The sequence below is a fragment of the Acetobacter sacchari genome (assembly GCF_017377715.1).
GTDB classification, from domain to species: Bacteria; Pseudomonadota; Alphaproteobacteria; order Acetobacterales; family Acetobacteraceae; genus Acetobacter; species Acetobacter sacchari.
The window spans coordinates 1-19,165 of record NZ_JAFVMF010000032.1; the positions used below are offsets into that span (position 1 = coordinate 1).

Here is a 19,165-nt window from a genome sequence, read left to right on the forward strand (position 1 = left end):
CGTCCACATCCAGAGCTTGAATCACATCAGACCGATTTTCCAAACAGGCTCTGATTTCTTAAAGCCCACTGTTCCCGGCGCATAATTGACTGGCTGCCCCTCCTCCAGTCCATAGGAACAGCGAAATACCCGACGCCCATATTCTTCTCGTTGCCGCGGATTCATGCCTTGTAGCGCGACGCCATCTGCATCATGGCAGAAACGGAGCCTGCCATCCGGTCTTATTAGGACCTCCGCAGCGCATCCGTTCATGCCATCGGTCAGCACCAGAGTTCCGTCTCTTACATCCGCCGGAACATCAACATAACCAACACCATTCGCTCTATAGGGATAGTAATAGCAATCCGCATTCGTCTTAGTATTTACTTCTAAATCACTAATTTTTATTTTTAGGACCTTAAAGCCGAAGCCTAATACACTCGAACGCGACCCCACGTTCTGACCGACTACCTGACACGAGCCGCCGACGCGCTCTGGGCGATACCCAACTCCCGTGGCATCGACAAAAACGTCGCTCGTAGAAAAAAAAGAGCTCGGATTGTTCCGCAAAGCGTCCAGACTCATGGAAGCACCCACTGCACTGTTGGCGCGTTCCTAACGAGTTCAATCTGTCGCTGATTAAATTAGCAATCGACCAAAAGTTAAAAATGGAACGCAGTATTAAATATATTATTGAGTTTAATTATTTAGTCAACGCATGAGTTGCATGTGTGCTATCTGGCCTTCATCGGTTACAAGTACAAAGCATCACCCTCCCAGGGCCTCCGTAATCCTCGTCTCGACCTGCATCACCTGCCCCAGCCGCGTGAGCCGGCGCTTCACCGCCTCCCCGCGCACCGCGACGCTGGCGGACGTCAGATGCAGGCATAATTCCCCACCGTCATGCTCCAGCCGCGTGCCGTCGAGCAGGGCGCTGGCTCCACCCGAAAGCGAATACGCCAGACGCAGCGCCAGACCCAGCGTGACGGCCCAACCGAACCAGACGTCGTCAAGCAACGCCCGCGACGGCGCGACGAACGCGGCCGTCGGCTCAGCCTCGTACCGAACGGCCAGAGCCAGCGCCAGAGCCGCACGCGCCTCATGGTCGAAGCCGACACCCTGTATCCACAGCACCCGCATGTAGGTCTGCTCAGCCCGATATTCCGGGTGGTCGTGACTGCCCACGTCCGACAGACGGCATGCCGTCATGCGAAGCCGACGCTCCCGATCCGTTTCACCGGGAAAGAGCTTAGCCGTCCAGGCGAAAAGCGCCTCCGGGAGGGCCTCGCTGCGGCCCAGACGTTGGCAGAGATCCTGCGCGACCGTCTCCAAAGGATCGAGAGCCTGCAATTCCGGCGCGACGTTCATCGCGTACCAACCCTCGCGCAGGCCATCGACGCAGAACACGACGCGATCCGGTTCAACACGTTTCAGCAGCCGCCGCAGAACGGTGGCGGCGAATGGCACGTCGTCCAGCCGCTTACGCGGCGCATTCGGCAAACGTTCAAGCGTACGACGATTGGATTCGATCAACCATCCCGTCATTTCCCGCGCGGCGGCGGGCGTAAGGGAGTAATAATGGACAATATTGAGCGGATAGTTCGTTCGTGCGATCTGCAATCGCGCCAGAGCGCGAAACGCACCGCCAACCAGATACAGCGTGCGCCCCCGCATGCCGCCTAACCATTCGACCCCGCCGAGATCGGCGTCGGCGATGCCCTTGGCGATCGTCAGATCGCCGCCCGACCGGTCGCTCAGCCGGATCACGCCCAGCGGCAGCGTATTCGCGCTTTCCCGCCCGTCGTCGTCGAGCCGGATCAGTTCGAGCGAGCCGCCGCCAATATCGGCGACCAGCCCCGTCGCCTCAGGTATGCCGCAGCGCACTCCAACAGCTGAATGGTCCGCTTCTTCCACGCCGGAGAGTATGCGGATCGGCACGCCCGGCATCTCCATGCGAAGCGCCTCCACGAATTCCGGCCCGTTGGCCGCATCGCGCACGGCCGCCGTCGCCAGTATCTCGAACGGGTCGGCATTCATACTGCGCGCAATGGCGTGATAGCGCCGAAGCACCTCCACAGCCATGGCGACGCCTTCGTCGTTCAGACGACCAGTCATCGTAAGGCCGCGGCCCAGCCGCAGAACAGCCTTCTCATTGAAAATGGACACGGGATTGCGCGAGACCCCGTCGAATACGACCATCCTGACAGAGTTGGAGCCAAGATCGACGACGGCGGATCGTTTCGGGGCTTCGGCCTGCATTCATGGTCCTCTGGGAAGGAAACCGTCCACGCGAACAGGGAACGTCGCGCGGTCTGACCTCCTTCGCTCCCGTCAGGGTCTTCGCCGTATAGCCGATCCCGGCGAGGATGCGAAAGTCGTGAATGACTGATGCTTGCAGCGCCCCGGGACACACCGTCGCGCGCCCTTCCCTGCTACTTATTGATCCATCAAGCGACTGCGCCGCTTAGGTGTGAACGAAACGTATGATCGTCCGCATTTCATCGCTGTCTCCCTCAAATAGTCACGCAGGGAAGCCAAAAACCCTCAGTGGGATTACATGTTCACGCGCTAACAGCAGCGATCCGGAGTCTGGTCTCGCAGCAATCCTGCTGCGACAACGTCCATCATCGCGGACCAGGTCAGTTCAAGAAATTTTCCTTCCAACCCTGCATGAAGCCACCAAACCCTTCGTGACCACAGCCGTTAGCACCCAAGCCGCCCGGCAAATCGAGCATGGAATCCGCCTTCACCGGCGCCATGCCCTGCCCTTCCTCATTGCGCCCGCCGCAGGCGAGCTAAAGCTCCGGCTGAAGGACGCAACCGAGGAGCCAAGCGCCTAAGAACCTCTCGGGGAGCAACCCATGTCTGTCGCAAGAAAAATCGCATGTGGCACTATCGTCATCGCGGCGTCCGCCGCAACGCTTCCAGCTTCCGCCGCCACGCCGCAAACAGCCTCCGGCCACGCTGACATCCTTGCCCAGAGCAGCACATCGTGGAACGGAAAACCTTACGAGCATTATCCGACCACTGCGCCGGAATTGACTGTTCTCAAGCTGACGATACCGCCGAATTCAGCCCTCCCGTGGCATGTCCACCCGGTCCCGAACGCCGGATACGTCCTGCAGGGACAGTTGACCATTCAAGACAAGGCCAGCGGCAAGGAAAAGACCTTTCATACTGGTGAGGCGTTTACCGAAAGCGTCGAAGACGCCCACCGCGGCGTCTCGGGCGATCAGGAGACGGTGCTGATTCTCGTCTACTCTGGGACCAAGGGGCAGAAAACGTCCGTTCCGTTGAAAGGCGAACAGACTGAATATTGACGCAGCGTCACCCCCGACGATGAAATATTTTAAAAATATAATAATATTTCATCGACAATATCGTTCCACCCATCAATCGGCATGACGAAGGGGTTAAAGGCGAACCTCACCTCTTCTGCCCGGCTCCCTACGAATGAGCCACTAAAGCTCCACGCATCGTTTCAGCGCGTGGGGCGGGCACCGCAAGGCCTAAATCCGGTCAACACGAATGCCCCACAATCGTGGACTGAACATCAAAACTTTCGCCTCGCTTGCCGAACAGGATCACCCAACCGAGGATCATAATCATGCCAGTAATTCTGATTACCGGAGCTGCGACCGGCTTCGGCGCCGAAAGCGCCCTGCGCCTGGCGGCGCTCGGCCACGAAGTTATTGCCGCCGTGCAGGTTCCTGCCCAGGTCTATGCGCTGGAACAGGAGGCAAAGCGTCGCGGGGTCGATCTGCGTATCGAAACCCTTGATGTGACGAGCGAGGGCGAGAGACGCAAGGCCGCCTCATGGAACGTTGAAGTTCTCCTGAACAATGCGGGAATATCGGAAGGCGGCTCAGTGGTCGATATCCCTGAAGAAAATCTTCGCCGCCAATATGAAGTCAACGTTATCGGTCCAACGCTGCTTACTCAGATCGTAGTACGCGATATGGTGAAGCGAGGTCGCGGTCTGGTCGTCTTCATGTCATCTGTCGCCGGCTTGACCACAGACCCGTTTGCCGGGGCATATTCTTCGTCAAAACACGCGATCGAAGCGATCGCAGAGGCGTTGCGGCAGGAAGTGCAGGAGTTCGGCGTCGAAGTCGCCACGATCAACCCCGGTCCGTTTCTGACGGGTTTCAACGACCGAATGTTCGAAACGTGGAAAAGCTGGACAGACGATCCGTCACAGAGACTGTTTGATTACGAAAACATTGCTTTTCCACACGAGCAATACGACCCGGAACCCGTCATTGAGACGACTGTCGGAGTACTGATCGGAAAAATTCGCACGTATCGCAACGTCGAACCGAAGAAAATTATCGACGAACAGCGCGAGATGATGAACGCAGTCTGGGACCGAAAAATCGAGGACGGCGTAGGAAAGAGAAACGAACTGGTTCAGAAGGCTTACGACATCTCACCCGGCGTACCGGTATAAGTTTACCGCCCGGCACACGATGCCGCGATGGGCAACGTCCCTTTTGCAATTGTTTCTTCGTCAGGAAAATCCGCCCCCGACGCTAGACTATGCGGCATCGGGGGCGAAAGCTTTCGCTCAGGCCGAAAGCGCCGCCGCAACATCCTCCGGTAGATCGAAGTTCGCGTAAACGTTCTGCACGTCGTCGTTCTCTTCAAGCACATCGAGCAGCTTGAGCACGGAACGAGCCTTTTCTTCGTCGAGAGGCACTGAGTTCTCGGGACGCCAGTCGAGCTTGGCGCTCTCTGGTTCACCGAAACGAGCTTCCAGAGCGTCGCGCACCGCGAAGAACGCCTCGATCTCGCAGGTCACCTCATGCGTTTCCGCCGTGGAGACCACATTGTCTGCGCCAGCTTCGATCGCAGCCTCAAGCATATCGTCCTCGCCAGCAACTTTCGCCGGATAGGTGACGACGCCGAGACGCGCAAACATGAACGACACGGAATTCGTCTCGCCCAGAGAGCCGCCATATTTCGAGAACGCCGCGCGCACGTCGGACGCCGTGCGGTTGCGGTTATCAGTCAGAGCCTCGACGATCACAGCCACGCCAGCCGGACCATACCCTTCATAGCGGACCTCCACGTAATCATCGCCGCCGCCCGCGCCAGTGGCTTTCTTGATCGCCCGCTCCACGGTGTCCTTGGGCATGTTCACTTCGCGCGCTGCGGAAATGGCGGCGCGTAGACGCGGATTGGAAGCCGGGTCAGGCAGACCTGAACGCGCAGCCACCGTGATTTCGCGAATAACCTTGGCGAATTGCCTGGCGCGTCGGGCGTCCTGCGCGCCCTTGCGGTGCATGATATTTTTAAATTGGGAATGGCCAGCCATGCCGCCCTCACAGTCCTCGTCTTGAGCGGAGACCGTCGTCCGCTCGTCAGTGCCACAGGGAGCCGTCAGGATCCCCGATCAATGTCTCATGACGTCACCGCGCCACACGTGCAGTTCAGCTCAGTTCGCCCGCCTGAAAAGAGGCGCAGCTAGCGCTGAGTCAACCAGCCCTAAACCGGGCCAGCATCAGTCAGGTCACACGTGGCGGCCATGACAATGCTTGTACTTTTTCCCGGAGCCGCAAGGGCAGAGCCCGTTGCGCGGCGTCTCTCCCCAACTCGACGGATCATCGGGCAGAATCGCGCCGGATCCCGGCGGCTCCATCGTCACGAGCGTCGGAGCCGCGTTACCGACCGACACCGCGACCGGTTCGGACGCCAGACCCGGCACGCCCGGATCGGGGTGAAACTCAGCGATATTGGCGGGCGGCTCGAGGTCGAGGGGCGGCGCCACCTCGACACGCGCGATCAGCGACACGACCCGTTCCCGCATTTCGTCGAGCATAAAAGTGAAAAGCTGGAACGCTTCGTGCTTGTACTCGTTCAGCGGGTCTTTCTGACCATAGGCGCGAAGCCCGATGCCCTGACGAAGCTGGTCGAGCGCATGCAGATGCTCTTTCCAAACGCCATCGAACGTCGTCAGCAGAATCTGCTTCTCGATGAAGCGCATGATGTCGGGGCCAAAGTTAACCGTACGAACGGCCTGCGCCTTCGCGGCCTCGTCGGTGATCCTTACGGCGACCTGTTCGCGGTCCATGCCGTCCTCACGAGACCAGGCGACGATCGGCAGGTCGAGGTTGAGGATACGCTGGACGTCGTCCTGAAGCTCCGTGCTCTGCCACTGCTCAGCGAAGGATTTTTCGGGAATCCGCCGTTCCGTCAACGCATGGATCAGCTCCTCGCGCATCTCGCTGACTGTCGTGGCGACGTCGCTTTCCAGCATGTATTCGCGACGTTGCGCATACACTTCCTTGCGCTGGTCGTTCATGACGTCGTCGTATTTGAGCGTATTCTTGCGCATGTCGAAGTTGCGGGCTTCGACCTTCTTCTGCGCGCGCTCAAGGGCCTTGTTCAGCCACGGATGGACGATGGCCTCGCCCTCCTGCATGCCCATCTTCTGCAGCATCCCGGTCATCCTTTCGGAGCCGAAGATGCGCATCAGATCGTCCTGCAGAGAGACGAAAAAGCGGGAATTGCCCGGATCGCCCTGACGTCCGGCGCGGCCACGCAACTGGTTGTCGATACGACGGCTTTCGTGACGCTCCGTGCCTATGACGTAGAGTCCGCCCGCTGCGCGCACGATCTTCTGATTGCTCGCCACCTCTTCACGCAGCGCCGCAATCGCGACGTCGCGCTCCGCAGGGTCCTCGATATGCGCCAGCTCCTGCTGGATGCGCATTTCGACGTTGCCACCGAGTTTGATGTCGGTGCCACGGCCGGCCATGTTGGTGGCGATGGTGATCGCGCCTGGCGCGCCCGCCTGGGCGACGATGGTCGCCTCCATCTCGTGGAACCGGGCGTTGAGCACGTTGTGCGGAACGCCCGCGCGCTTCAGTTCCCCGGACAGGGCCTCGCTCTTCTCGACGGAGGTCGTGCCGACGAGAATGGGCTGACCACCCTTGTGGATTTCCTGAATAAGACGAACCACCGCAGCGAACTTGTCCGCCTCGTTCAGGTAAATCTCATCGTCTTCGTCCTTGCGGGCGACCGGCAGGTTCGTCGGAATCTCGACGACGTCGAGCGTGTAGATTTCCGCGAATTCGTCCGCTTCCGTCATCGCCGTGCCGGTCATGCCGGACAGCTTGGGATAAAGGCGGAAATAGTTCTGGAACGTGATGGAGGCGAGCGTCTGGTTCTCCTGCTGAACCTCGACATGCTCCTTCGCCTCGAGCGCCTGATGCAGACCGTCGGAATACCGGCGGCCATCCATCATACGGCCGGTATATTCATCGATGATGATAACCTTGCCGCCGCGCACGATGTAATCGACGTCCCGCGCGAACAGCGTATGCGCGCGCAGGGATTGCTGGACGTGATGAACGACCGCGATGTTATGCACGTCGTAAAGGCCGCCCTCGGCAAGCACCTCCGCTTCCCGCAGCATGGTCTCGACACGGTCCGAGCCTTCCTCGGTCAGAATGACCGTGCGAAACTTCTCGTCCTTATCATACGTCGACGCGTCGCTGACCAGCGCCGCGACCACGGCGTCAACGCTGCGGTAGAGGTCGGAGCTGTCTTCAGCCGGGCCGGAAATAATAAGAGGCGTGCGGGCCTCGTCGATCAGGATCGAGTCCACCTCGTCCACGATGGCGTGGAAGAACGGCCGCTGGACCATGTCCTCCAGCCGGAACTTCATGTTGTCGCGCAGGTAGTCGAACCCGAACTCGTTGTTCGTGCCGTAGGTGATGTCCGCAGCATATGCGGCACGACGCGCGTCATCAGGCAGGTTCGGCACGATGACGCCGGTCGTCAGACCAAGAAAGCCGTACAGCTGTCCCATTTCCTCGGCGTCACGCCGGGCGAGATAGTCGTTGACTGTGACGACATGCACGCCCTTGCCCGCCAGTGCGCTGAGATAGACGGCCAGCGTCGCGACGAGGGTCTTGCCTTCGCCCGTCCGCATTTCCGCGATCTTGCCCGAATGAAGCACCATGCCGCCGACAAGCTGTACGTCGAAATGCCGCATACCGAGCACGCGACGCGAAGCTTCGCGGGCGACCGCAAAAGCTTCCGGCATCAGCGCGTCCAGCGTTTCACCTTTGGCGAGACGCTCCCGGAACTCCACCGTCTTGTTGGCGAGGGCGGCGTCATCGAGCGGCCTGATCTGCGATTCGAGCGCATTGATCTCCGGCACGCGACGCTGATAGGCCTTCAGCGAGCGATCGTTGGCGGTGCCGAACAGGGCGCGAGCGAGCGAGGCGAGCATGTAAACCTTTCCGGAACGGCGTGCGGACCTGACCGCGCCCGATTTTCTCCGCGCTCCTGCCGAAGACGCTAAAGCGCCCCTTCGACGGGCCGTGGAAGACGAACTCAAAAATGCTGGCGGCGCACAGCCAACCACACGCGCGCAATCAGATAAGACCCGCGCCGTCACGGGTCAACCGATGGCCGCACACAGAAACGTCGCCCGCGCGCGGCGACTGCGCGGCCATATGAATAGTCAAATACAGCCCGCGATATCCGCGGGGCCGCTCTTGCGACCACATCCACGGTCGGTCATGATGCCCGCCACTCGAATATTCAGGGTTTGTTCTTATGCGGTTCACCAGCCCGGCCTCCCTCCTCGCGACGGCGGCCCTGCTTGCTCCTGCCCTTCTGGGCCACGCCATCGCAGCTCCCACCCCGGCGACTGCCCCTCCCGCTGCGGCGACCGCCGCCGCTCCAGCCGCTCCTCCGTCCGATCCCAACATGGTCGTCGCCACCGTGAACGGCGAGAAAATCACGCTGGGCGACCTGCGTCAGGCCGCCGCCACCATGCCGGCGCAGCTCCGCCAGCTTCCGCAGAACATGGTGCTCCCGATGCTGGTGAACCAGCTGGTCGACCAGAAGGCGATTCAGATCATCGCCCACAAGGAAAACCTGCAGAACGATCCTGAAGTGAAGACGGCGATGGAGACGGCGGCGACGAACGCCCTCCAGAACGCATGGCTGTCCAAGCAGGTGACGCCGCTTCTGACCGACGCGGCCATCCAGGCGAAATACGATCAGGACTACGCGAAAAAGGCGCCTGAGCAGGAAGTTCACGCCCGTCACATCCTGCTGAAAACGGAACCCGAAGCGCTTGACGTCATCAAGCAGCTCAAGGGCGGCGCCGATTTCGGCACGCTGGCGACCAAGCTGTCCACCGACACTGGCAGCGCCAAGAACAATGGCGGCGATCTCGGCTGGTTCAAGAAGGGCGACATGATCCCGGCGTTCTCCGACGCCGCGTTCTCCATGAAGCCCGGCACCTACAGCCAGACCCCGGTGAAAAGCCAATACGGCTACCATGTGATTCAGGTGCTTGAGACCCGCACCGTCCCCACGCCGAAGCTTGACGAGGTCAAGGACAAGATCCGTCAGCAGCTGATCCAGGAAGACGTCCGCGCCGCCGTCAGCAAGGCCGCCGCACAGGTGAAAATCGTCCATTACGGACCGGACGGAAAGGTCGTCCCCGACGCGCCGGCGACAGCGCCCGCCGCGGCTCCGGCGACACCAAAAAAATAAGCACCGATCGACTTTCGGTGGCGTTTTCACGCCGCCGAAAGTTCATGGTCGCATATGGGGACCGCGAGAATACGGCGCTTCATATGCTGCAAAGGGCGTCGTTTACGGCGCCCTTCTTGCGTTCCGGCCCGATTTACCCACACCGTTTCACCCTGCGATGCATCTCCCCACGGATGCGCGCTGTTTCCATTCTGCCTTGAGGTCCCTTTCGATGGCCAAACCTTTGCCGATCTCTCCCCTCGCCTCGCCCCTGCCGCCCCTCGGCGTTGTTCGCGGCGTCCGGCTTGGCGCCATCGCGGCAGGAATTCGCTACAAGGGCCGAACCGACCTCGTTCTGGCGGAATTCGACGAGGGCGCCTCCGTTGCGGGCGTCTTCACCAAATCAAAGTGCCCCGGCGCGCCGGTCGACTGGTCGCGCGAGTCGCTACGTAACGGCGTGGCGCGTGCGCTGGTGGTGAACGCGGGCAACGCCAATGTTTTCACCGGCCGGGCCGGGATCGAGACCTGTCGCCTGACGGCGGAGGCGGAAGCCGGTTTGGCCAACTGTAGCGCTCATGAAGTCTTCCTCGCCTCGACCGGCGTCATTGGCGAAGTTCTCCCTGCCGACCGGATCACAAACGCGCTTCCCGACCTGCGCGCCGCCCTGTCGGAAGACGGGTGGGAAGCCGCCGCACGCGGGATCATGACAACAGACACCTTCCCCAAGGCGTCCATCCGGCAGGTCGAGATCGGCGGCGTCGCCGTGACAATACAGGGCATCGCCAAAGGCAGCGGCATGATCGCTCCGGACATGGCGACGATGCTGTCCTTCATCGCGACAGACGCAGCGCTGCCCTCCGCCGTCCTTCAGGCGCTGCTTTCGGAAGGCGTCGGGCGCAGCTTCAACGCCATCACGGTCGACTCCGACACGTCCACCTCGGACATGGTGCTGCTGTTCGGAACCGGTAAGGCGGGTAATGCGCCGGTGACGAGCGCCGCCGATCCGGCGCTTTCCGCCTTCCGTGAAGCGCTCGACGCCGTGCTCCTCGATCTCGCCCTGATGGTCGTCCGCGACGGCGAAGGCGCCACCAAGCAGATTCGCGTCGCCGTGAAGGGCGCGGTCTCCGACGCTTCGGCGCGCGTCGTCGCCATGGCGATCGCCAATTCACCGCTGGTCAAGACGGCGATCGCGGGCGAGGACGCCAACTGGGGCCGCGTGGTCATGGCTGTCGGCAAATGCGGCGAACCGGCCGACCGCGACCGCCTCTCCGTTGCAATGGGCGGCGTGACCATCGCACGCGAAGGCGCTGTCGTCGCCGGATACGACGAAACCCCCGTTGTGGCGCACATGAAAGGGCAGGACATCGAAATCGACGTCGATCTGGGACTTGGCGACGGCGTAGCGACAGTCTGGACGTGCGATCTGACGCATGGCTACATCGATATCAACGGCTCCTACAGAAGCTGACGCTTTCAAAACTTCCCGCCGAAAATCCGGGCGGTTCTGCGGTCTCGACCAGACGATCACAGGAACCGGTCCGGCGCAGGATCTCCGCCCCCGCTCGCCGCCAGTCAAGGAACACGCGCATGTCCAACAGCCTGCCTCCCGGATGGGGTCACACAGGGGGCTCGCAAGGAAGCGCCTTTGGCGGCGTAGCGCCCGATCCATGGGCCGCTGCGGCGGGTCGTCCATATCCTGGCCAGATCTGGGTTTATGCCGGCTTCTGGGTGCGCGTGGGCGCGGCCCTGATCGATCATTTCATTCTCGGGCTGTTCAGCGCCGTTCTCAGGTTTTTCTCGGCTCCCGCCCTGTCGATCGAATGGATGGGACACGGAGACGCCCGCTCCATCGACGTCGCCTGGCGGCCAGACGCTCAGGACGCTGCGTCCTCGCTCCTGCTGACCCCGCACATCCACGGCGAGCCCCTCGCGTGGGCGCTGACCACGCTGATTCCGTTGATCTACTTCGCGGGTCTGGAAGCCTCTCCGCTATGCGGAACACTCGGCAAACGCGCGCTGGGTCTGAGAGTCTGCGATCCGAACGGAGACCGCATCGGACTTCCCCGCTCGGTCGTACGGACGCTGGTCAAGACGTTCATATCTTACCCGTTCCTCTTCATCGGCGTCATCATGGTCGCGTTCACGCGGCACAAGCAGGGGCTACATGATCTGGTGGCCAACACGATCGTCCTGCGTGAAGAGCGCCCGACACGGTTTACCGGCCCCGCATGAGCGTCTTCTGACCGCCCTCGGGGTTGATCGGGCGCGGCAACGCTCGTAGCCACGGTAAAGGACAGTCCGAAGGAGCAGGAATGATCGTCACAACGCCCCGTAGGCCGAAGTTACGTCACGCGAACGCTACCGCGCCTGTCACGCGACGTATGGGGCGGCTTTTCGGGATAGCGAGCCTCCTGCTTCTGACATTCGGCGCCCTATCGCCGGCGCGCGCCGACGCGCCCGGCGCGACGGCCGCCCCTTCGACTTCGGGTACGCCGTCAGGCGCCCTTTCGCCGAAAGAGGCGCAGGAACTGCTCGGCGTTCTCAACGATCCGAAGCAGCGGGACGCCTTCACGCACACATTGTCGCTGATGGCGCGCGGGGCGCAGCAGGCTGGCGCCACGACTGCGCAGACGCCTGCGACTGCCAGCGCGACAAGCTCGTCCATCGTGACCCCCGAAGCGGTTGCGTTGCACAGCGGCCTTTCCTCCCTTGGTCAGCGCGCACGCGCTTATGGCCGCAATTTCCTCGGTCTGTTCAAAGACCTGCGTAGCGTCGGCGTCTGGTTCGACCATCAGATCGCCAACCCGACGACACGGCAGGTGTTGATCGACGCATTCACCCGCGCCGGGCTGATCGTCGTCGTGGCGCTCGCGATCGAACGCGCTCTGGTGCTGCTGATTGCGCCGAGGTTGACTGCCATAGCCACGCACGCCGCGACGCGCGAAAAGCGGCTCAACGGCGCGGGCGCCGATGACAATGAAGCGACGCCGCCAGATGGAGAAGAGTCCGCTGCGGACAACGCCGCGCTTACCGACGCGCTCGCCTCGGGAGCCAGTGCGGGGACTATCGAGACTCTGCAGACACGCGCAAAGGACCAGCGCAGACAACGAGAAACACTGCGCTTTTTGAGACGCGCGCCATACACGCTCGCTCATTTCGGCCTCAAGCTGATGCCCGTGGCCGTTTTCACGGGCGTCAGCTATGGCGGCGCCGAGCTGGCGACAAGCACGCCGCAGGCAGAAGCGACGACGATCATCCTCGCTGGCGCCTACGCGGTCGCGCGTCTTCTGTTCGTCATTGTCGAATCCGTTCTCGCTCCACGCTCCCCCGCCATTCGCCTGGCCCCTGCAAGCGACAGCGTCGCGCGTATTCTGACACGGTGGTGGAACGTCCTGGTCGCGGCTCCGGCCGCCGTGCTTTGCCTTTCGAACCTCGGAGAACAATTCGATCTGAGCGCTCAGGGCACAGAGGCTGTTATCCGTACCGTCGTTCTGGTCGAACATGTCATCATCGCGATCTTCATATGGCGCATGCGCCCGCTCATTACGCGCGCGCTCAACCGTCAGGCGCCCCAGACCCAAAGCCCGTTCTGGACGTTCGCCCTGACCCTTGCGAAAGCATGGTGGATCCCCGCGCTATTCCTAGACGCCGCTCTGTGGCTTGTCTGGGCGGCCCATCTGCGGGGGGGGTATCTCTGGATTCTGCAGACCCTCGGCCTGACCGTGGCCATCGTGATCGCGTCCCGCGTGATCGCCATTCTCGCCTACGGCGCGCAGGACCGCCTGTTCCGTCTTTCGCCCGAGATGCAGGCCAAACGCCCGGAACTGCAGAAACGAGCAGATCGTTACTACCCGTTCGTCCGAGCCGCGCTTACTGCGACAGTCATGTTCGTGAGCATCGTGGCGTTAACGGAATCCTGGGGCCTCTCCACCGCGCATTTCTTTCTGTCGACCGATCTGGGTCGTCACCTGCTCGGCGCCGTCATCACGCTATTTATGGCCCTCGTCGTCGCGGCCATCATCTGGGAGACGGTGAACGACCTGCTGAACCGTCAACTCGAACGTTACAAAGAGAACGCTCAGGCGGCGCGCGCAACGCGTCTTCGGACGGTGCTGCCGATCATCCGCACAGTGCTGCTGACGATCATCATCATCATCGTCGTCGTGACGTCGCTGTCGCAAATCGGAATCAACGTGACGCCGCTGCTCACTGGCGCAGGCATCATGGGCGCAGCGATCGCCTTCGGTTCGCAAAGTCTGGTGAAGGACTTCATCACAGGCTTCTTCATGCTGGTCGAAGACGCAATCCAGGTCGGGGACTGGGTCACCACCGGCGGCGTTTCCGGCGTGGTGGAGCACCTTTCAATCCGCGCCGTGCGAGTCCGCGCCACTAACGGGGACCTGCACATCATCCCGTTCTCTTCGGTGTCGACCATCGCCAACACGGGCCGCGACTACAATCAGGTCATCATCCACCAGAAGATCGACCTGTCCGAAGACGTGGCGCGCGTCGTCGCCGTCATGGCGAAAGTCGTAGACGAGATGCGCGAGGAGGACGACTTCAAGAGCATGATCTATTCCGGCTACAATGACCTCGGCGTCGACCTCAGCGATGGCGACGGCACGGTCACGGTGGGATCGATCCGCACCGCCCCCATGATGAAATGGAAGGTGCAGCGCGAGTTCTATCGGCGTCTGGGCAACCGCCTGGTCGAGGCCGGCATAAAATTCTGCGTGCCTATGGCCTACACGGCCACACCGCCGGGCGGCGCGCTGCGCGTCGCGGTGGACGATGGCGCAGCGACGACCCCGCAGCCGACAAAAAACACGTAAGCGAACGACACGCCAGACAGAACGGAACACGACAATGGCGAGGCTTGAAGAGCAAGGTGCGCAAGATGCGCTGGAGAAAATCGAAGCCGCGACGCGGGGCGAGCATTTCGCCATCGTCCCGGCCAAGGACATGTCGTCTCTGCTTCACGCGTATGGACTGACGGACTGGGAAGGCTTCGCCGCAAGCTGGGACCGGCTCGGGGTAGATCGCTATATGGCCGATGGAGGACGATATCGGCGACGCCGACACGCGAATTTCGCGCTTAGCGGAGACTCCGTCGTGCGCAAGGCGCATCAGCCGCATTACCAGAGCCGCGATTACAACGCCCTGAACGGCGGCGTGGAGCGCTGGTTCGCGCCGGTGGAGCCCGGGATTGGCGAACACCGCGCCATGCACGCGACGCTTCGCCTGACGCGCCAGCTGGCTGACGACCTGACCCCGGAAGCAGCCCGCCCGCCCATCTGGCACGCCGAGGTTCATCAATTTCGCATTGAGACCCAGGAAAACCAGACGGGGCGGCCGACCCCGGAAGGGCTGCATCGCGACGGCGTGGACTGGGTGCTCGTTTTGATGGTTCGACGCGAAAACGTGGCGAGCGGCGACACCACCATTCACGACCTTCAACGCCATAAACTGGGAAGCTTCACGCTCTCCGCGCCCATGGACTCAGCGTTCGTCGACGATAACCATGTGTATCACGGCGTTACCCCGATCACGCCGGTCGATCCGTCCCGCCTCGCATTTCGAGATGTTCTGGTCGTGACGCTGCGCCGTCAGTAACGCGAGACAAGAAAGGTCGATACACTACAGCCCCGCGTAGTCAGTAAGGCCAGGCGCCCGAATAATGCGCCGCGTGCCAGCCAACCAGCAGCATCGCCGTCACAAACGCCATTGCCCCGACCATCTGAAGAAGCTCGCGGGCCGCGGCCATATCCATACGGGCGTTCGCAACCACCCGTCCAGAGGACGCCCCTTCTGACGGACCTGCGGGACGCATGGGAAGATGGTTTACGTCACTGACGGCGTCTGGATGCGGCGGTGGGCTCACTGTCTGAGATGTTTCGACGCCCGACTCAGCCATAACGCTTTCATCGGGATGCCGCCCCCCGGTCACCGCTGCTTGATCCATCCACCCTCCTCACTATCCGAGTCTGCTTGCTACATCGTGTCGCGGACATCATACGCAAAGCGGAGCCGGGACGTCACTTAACGTCGCGGTAAGCTAATGCATTTAGGCATGTCGGGTGAACTCATATTCCCGCTAGGCCGCCGTTAAAATGCGAAGCTCCGTGACCGCCCAGAAAGACACCCGCCGTAGCGGCCGGATCACGCTGAAAAAAATGTTGCTGCTGGCGTCCGCCATTGCACCCACTATCGTGATCGACGCAGAGGCCTCCGGCGCTCAGGCCCAGACAATCGATTACGACACGTTCGAAACGATGTTCGGAGAGCCCGTGACATCTTCCGCGACCGGCAAGCCGCAGCGCGAAAGCGAGCTTTCGACAGATACGCAAATCATCACAAGCGACCAGATTTCCCGAATGGGCGCGAACACCGTCCCCGGCGTCCTGCGCATGGTCGCTGGAGTAGACGTGCGGCGTTACGGCATGATCGACGAAAATGTCTCAGTGCGCGGCAATGACGCAGCGGGCGGATCGCATACGCTCGTGCTTCTCAACGGACGTCAGGTCTACCAGGACGGTTACAATTTCATGGATTGGGGCGTGTTGCCCGCCGCTATTGGCGATATTCGGCAAATCGAAATCGTGCGTGGCCCAAACTCGGCACTCTACGGATTCAATGCGTCCGGCGGCGTCATCAATATCGTCACGCGCGACCCGTTATACGAAAACAGGAGCTTTGTAAGCGTCAAAGGCGGCAGTCAAAATTATTTTGGCGGCTCTCTGGTTCTCTCTCATAAATTCTCTGATTTTTTTGCCGCTAAACTCACTATCGATGGAATGCGTTCGAAAGAGTTTAAGTCTGGGAACGCCATAAATGTGACGCCGACTGTCATGACGTTTAAAACGGCGCTGGATTTGCGAGGAAAAATAACACCCAACATCGACTGGCTCTTTTCCGCTTCAGCCAGCAAGGAGCGGCAGGCGTTGTGGCTTGATTTTGGCTCCTACGTTCACACGGAGCCAACGATGAGAAGCCTTATGGCTCGAATAGACGCCGACACAAGGTGGGGGCTCCTCGAAATAAAAGCCTACAGCAATCGATATTCTACAGAAAACGACCTTGCTGTTTCAGCCCTTGGCGAGAATTTTCCGATAAATTTCGATTACACCACCACGACCACCGTCATACAGGCTTCTGATATCATCGCCATGAATAACGCCAACGATATTCGTTTGGGGGTGGAATACCGTAATACCTCCCTTGCAGCGAAATCATCAGGCCAATTGCTGGGGTCTCAGATCGAAAATCTTGCCGCGGCATCAGCTACCTGGACATGGCGCATCGCGCCACGCCTTACCATGACGACGGCCTTCCGGCTCGACGCCCTGACAATCCCAACCCGATCGTCACGAACCATATACCCACGAATAAAATCAGATTCATTTCAATATATAGAACCAACTTTCAATACGAAACTTCGATATGACGCTGTCGATGCAGGTATCTTCGGCGTTACTGTCGCGCGAGGAGTGCAATTACCCCCGCTGTTTGACTTTTCTCCAAGCACGATGTTTGGGCCAGTCAATTTTAAAAGCAATTCGTCCCTTGTTCCTGCGACCACGATCAATGTCGGCGCCGATTACTCACACAAAATCCCAAAGCTCAACGCCAACTTCACGCTGGCGCTGTTCGCCCAAAGAACGAACAATATGCTCGGCACGCCTTTCGCAACAAATTTCACTTTTGTTCCTCCCGCGCAAATTCTAGTCAGCCCGCACAACTACGGGCGCGTGGATGATATCGGTGGAGAGGCTAAACTGGACGGAAAGACCGACTTCGGCCTGCACTGGAGCATTTCCTACGCAATGGCGTCGGTCCGCGATCTGGATCAATCGTCACCAATCAACTTTCAGCGACAGACGCCTGTCAACAGCATTATTGGCGGCGTCGATTATACGCGCAAAAAATTCGAAATCGGTACACACGCCAGATGGCAGTCTCACTATCAAGATGTACAAGCCAACTTCAAAACCCTGAGTCTTGAAAATGCCATGGTCAAAAATTTTGTCACGATAAATACACGAATTTCATGGAACTTTAGCAAACACTTTGTGATTTCATTAAATGGAAATCAACTCAACGCTCCGTCCCTTCGCACAACCGGAGGCATCAGGACTCAAAGGCAACTTATCGGCATACTCAAGGCTGATTTTTGAATTTCGCACAAAATAATAATACATCAATACCGTTGGATGAGAAATATCTAATGCAAATATAAAATATACATTAAGCATTGTAGCGTAAAAAATAAAATTTCGCAAGAAATTATTTTGCGACCAATCTAAAAACAATGCTGAATGAACAACGCGCCGTAGCCGTCAAACCTCAAATTCATTTTTGACGCAGCCGCCGCATGTATCCACGGTCACCAAAATCCATCCCGCCCCGCTCACACCACGTCAACAATATGCGGCCCTGCGAGTATCCCTCCGTACACAGTCAAGCTGGAAAGTCGGCGAAGCCGCCTGATCGTGCTATGAAGCTGCACTCTTTTCATCCCTGCAGGACGCCCATGAAAATCGCTCTCGGTCAGTTCGCCGCCACCCCCCGTTGGGAAGAAAATCTTGCCACCGCCATTGATCTGGCGAGGCGTGCATCGGCAGAAGGGGCTCGCCTGCTGCTGCTGCCGGAAGACATCCTGGCAGCAGACATGAAAGACCCGGACCTCACGCTAAGCGCAGCCCAACAACTCGACGGGCCGTATGTCGCTGGGTTGATCGCTGGGCTGCAAGGCCTCGACCTTGTGGTTTCGGGATGCATTTTCGTTCCAGACGGAGCCGGCCGCGTCTACAACGTCCATATCGTCGTCTCGGCGCACGGTCTGATCGGCGCTTACCGAAAATTGCATCTCTACGACGCCTTCGCCATGAAGGAATCCGACAGGCAGACACCGGGCGCCGAAATCGCGCCGCTGATCGAGATCGACGGGTTCAAGGTCGGCCTGATGACCTGCTACGATGTGCGTTTCCCCGAACTCGCGCGGGCGCTCGCGCTGAACGGCGCAGAATTGATAGCCGTTCCAGCCGCCTGGGTGCGCGGCCCCGGCAAAGAATGGCACTGGGAGGTTATGCTGACCGCCCGTGCGCTGGAAAACACGTGTTATGTGGCAGGCATTGGCGAATGCGGCCCGCGGAATATCGGCTGCAGCATGGTCGTCGATCCGCTAGGCGTTGCGGTTGTGCGAACCGGACAAGACCCTGGTCTTCTATTCTGCGAAATTTCCAAGGAACGAATCGCTAAAACAAGGGTCGTGCTACCGGTCTTGCAGAACCGCCGTTTTGCAGACCCCGCGCTGCGATAACCTCCAACGCCTTCCCCGACATAAACGCGAGGCGACGGCGCTCACTGCACGCCGCGTACCTCGCCAGCCCCTCCAGCCGGGCGGTGTGCAAGCAATAGCCGTCAATTAGGCACTCCGTACCTGAACACGCGTGACACACAATTGCGACCGTCAACGCGTTGACGGCGCATGTCGGTGCCTCCTCGACATTACGCGCAGCGCTTCTGCGCTACGTGATATCTCTGTATGCGTTGGTTTTCCGGGAATTGTTGCCGCGAACCCGTCCCAGTTCCGCTTTTGAACGGTCAGTCCAGAAACGTCGGAAGACACAGTTCCTAGTCCGGAGGAGGCTGAATTACGTCAGCCGCCCGTTCAACATCTCCGCCC

The 19,165-nt window shown here is 60.1% G+C and carries 14 protein-coding genes; 9 read left to right on the forward strand and 5 right to left on the reverse strand.

Going from position 1 to position 19,165, the window contains the following annotated elements; genetic code table 11:
- Positions 1–21: 21 nt before the first annotated feature.
- Positions 22–564 carry a hypothetical protein gene (locus tag J2D73_RS18820; RefSeq protein ID WP_207883851.1) on the reverse strand — a complete coding sequence of 181 codons (543 nt, stop codon included), beginning with the start codon at positions 562–564 and terminating at the stop codon, positions 22–24.
- Positions 565–747: 183 nt separating this feature from the next.
- Entirely contained in the window at positions 748–2,238 is a 1,491-nt protein-coding gene (locus tag J2D73_RS18825) for a Ppx/GppA family phosphatase (RefSeq protein WP_207883853.1), read from the reverse strand.
- Positions 2,239–2,840: 602 nt separating this feature from the next.
- Between J2D73_RS18825 and J2D73_RS18830 the strand changes: the two genes are divergently transcribed.
- Together J2D73_RS18830 and J2D73_RS18835 are read left to right on the forward strand one after the other, a co-directional pair.
- Positions 2,841–3,299, forward strand: coding sequence for a cupin domain-containing protein (locus J2D73_RS18830; protein ID WP_207883855.1), 459 nt, complete (start codon positions 2,841–2,843; stop codon positions 3,297–3,299).
- 284 nt (positions 3,300–3,583) lie between these two features.
- On the forward strand, positions 3,584–4,429 hold the full coding sequence (locus J2D73_RS18835; RefSeq protein ID WP_207883878.1) for an SDR family oxidoreductase: 846 nt from the start codon (positions 3,584–3,586) through the stop codon (positions 4,427–4,429).
- A 117-nt stretch (positions 4,430–4,546) separates the two neighbouring features.
- On the opposite strand, the gene J2D73_RS18840 is transcribed toward J2D73_RS18835, so the two are convergent.
- Positions 4,547–5,296, reverse strand: a complete 750-nt coding sequence (locus tag J2D73_RS18840; protein WP_207883857.1) for a YebC/PmpR family DNA-binding transcriptional regulator — start codon at positions 5,294–5,296, stop codon at positions 4,547–4,549.
- Positions 5,297–5,491: 195 nt separating this feature from the next.
- Positions 5,492–8,221: a preprotein translocase subunit SecA gene (gene secA, locus J2D73_RS18845; RefSeq protein ID WP_207883859.1), complete on the reverse strand. Its 2,730-nt coding sequence runs from the start codon at positions 8,219–8,221 to the stop codon at positions 5,492–5,494.
- 329 nt (positions 8,222–8,550) lie between these two features.
- Between secA and J2D73_RS18850 the strand changes: the two genes are divergently transcribed.
- From J2D73_RS18850 to J2D73_RS18870, 5 genes are all read left to right on the forward strand, one after another.
- On the forward strand, positions 8,551–9,501 hold the full coding sequence (locus J2D73_RS18850) for a peptidylprolyl isomerase (protein ID WP_207883860.1): 951 nt from the start codon (positions 8,551–8,553) through the stop codon (positions 9,499–9,501).
- 211 nt (positions 9,502–9,712) lie between these two features.
- Entirely contained in the window at positions 9,713–10,948 is a 1,236-nt protein-coding gene (gene argJ, locus J2D73_RS18855) for a bifunctional glutamate N-acetyltransferase/amino-acid acetyltransferase ArgJ (RefSeq protein WP_207883861.1), read from the forward strand.
- 119 nt (positions 10,949–11,067) lie between these two features.
- On the forward strand, positions 11,068–11,712 hold the full coding sequence (locus tag J2D73_RS18860; protein WP_207883862.1) for an RDD family protein: 645 nt from the start codon (positions 11,068–11,070) through the stop codon (positions 11,710–11,712).
- An 80-nt stretch (positions 11,713–11,792) separates the two neighbouring features.
- Positions 11,793–14,312, forward strand: coding sequence for a mechanosensitive ion channel domain-containing protein (locus J2D73_RS18865; RefSeq protein ID WP_207883863.1), 2,520 nt, complete (start codon positions 11,793–11,795; stop codon positions 14,310–14,312).
- A 34-nt stretch (positions 14,313–14,346) separates the two neighbouring features.
- The gene (locus J2D73_RS18870) at positions 14,347–15,093 is read left to right on the forward strand and encodes a 2OG-Fe dioxygenase family protein (RefSeq protein WP_207883864.1); all 747 of its coding nucleotides are present in this window, start codon (positions 14,347–14,349) and stop codon (positions 15,091–15,093) included.
- 40 nt (positions 15,094–15,133) lie between these two features.
- Here J2D73_RS18870 and J2D73_RS18875 read toward each other — a convergent pair whose 3' ends face one another.
- The gene (locus J2D73_RS18875; protein WP_207883882.1) at positions 15,134–15,442 is read right to left on the reverse strand and encodes a hypothetical protein; all 309 of its coding nucleotides are present in this window, start codon (positions 15,440–15,442) and stop codon (positions 15,134–15,136) included.
- Between the two features lie 160 nt (positions 15,443–15,602).
- Between J2D73_RS18875 and J2D73_RS18880 the strand changes: the two genes are divergently transcribed.
- A complete protein-coding gene (locus tag J2D73_RS18880; protein ID WP_207883865.1) occupies positions 15,603–17,654 on the forward strand; it encodes a TonB-dependent receptor plug domain-containing protein in 2,052 nt (683 codons plus the stop codon).
- Between the two features lie 356 nt (positions 17,655–18,010).
- Complete coding sequence (locus J2D73_RS18885; protein ID WP_207883867.1) at positions 18,011–18,799, forward strand: deaminated glutathione amidase; 789 nt, start codon at positions 18,011–18,013, stop codon at positions 18,797–18,799.
- Positions 18,800–19,165 lie beyond the last annotated feature (366 nt).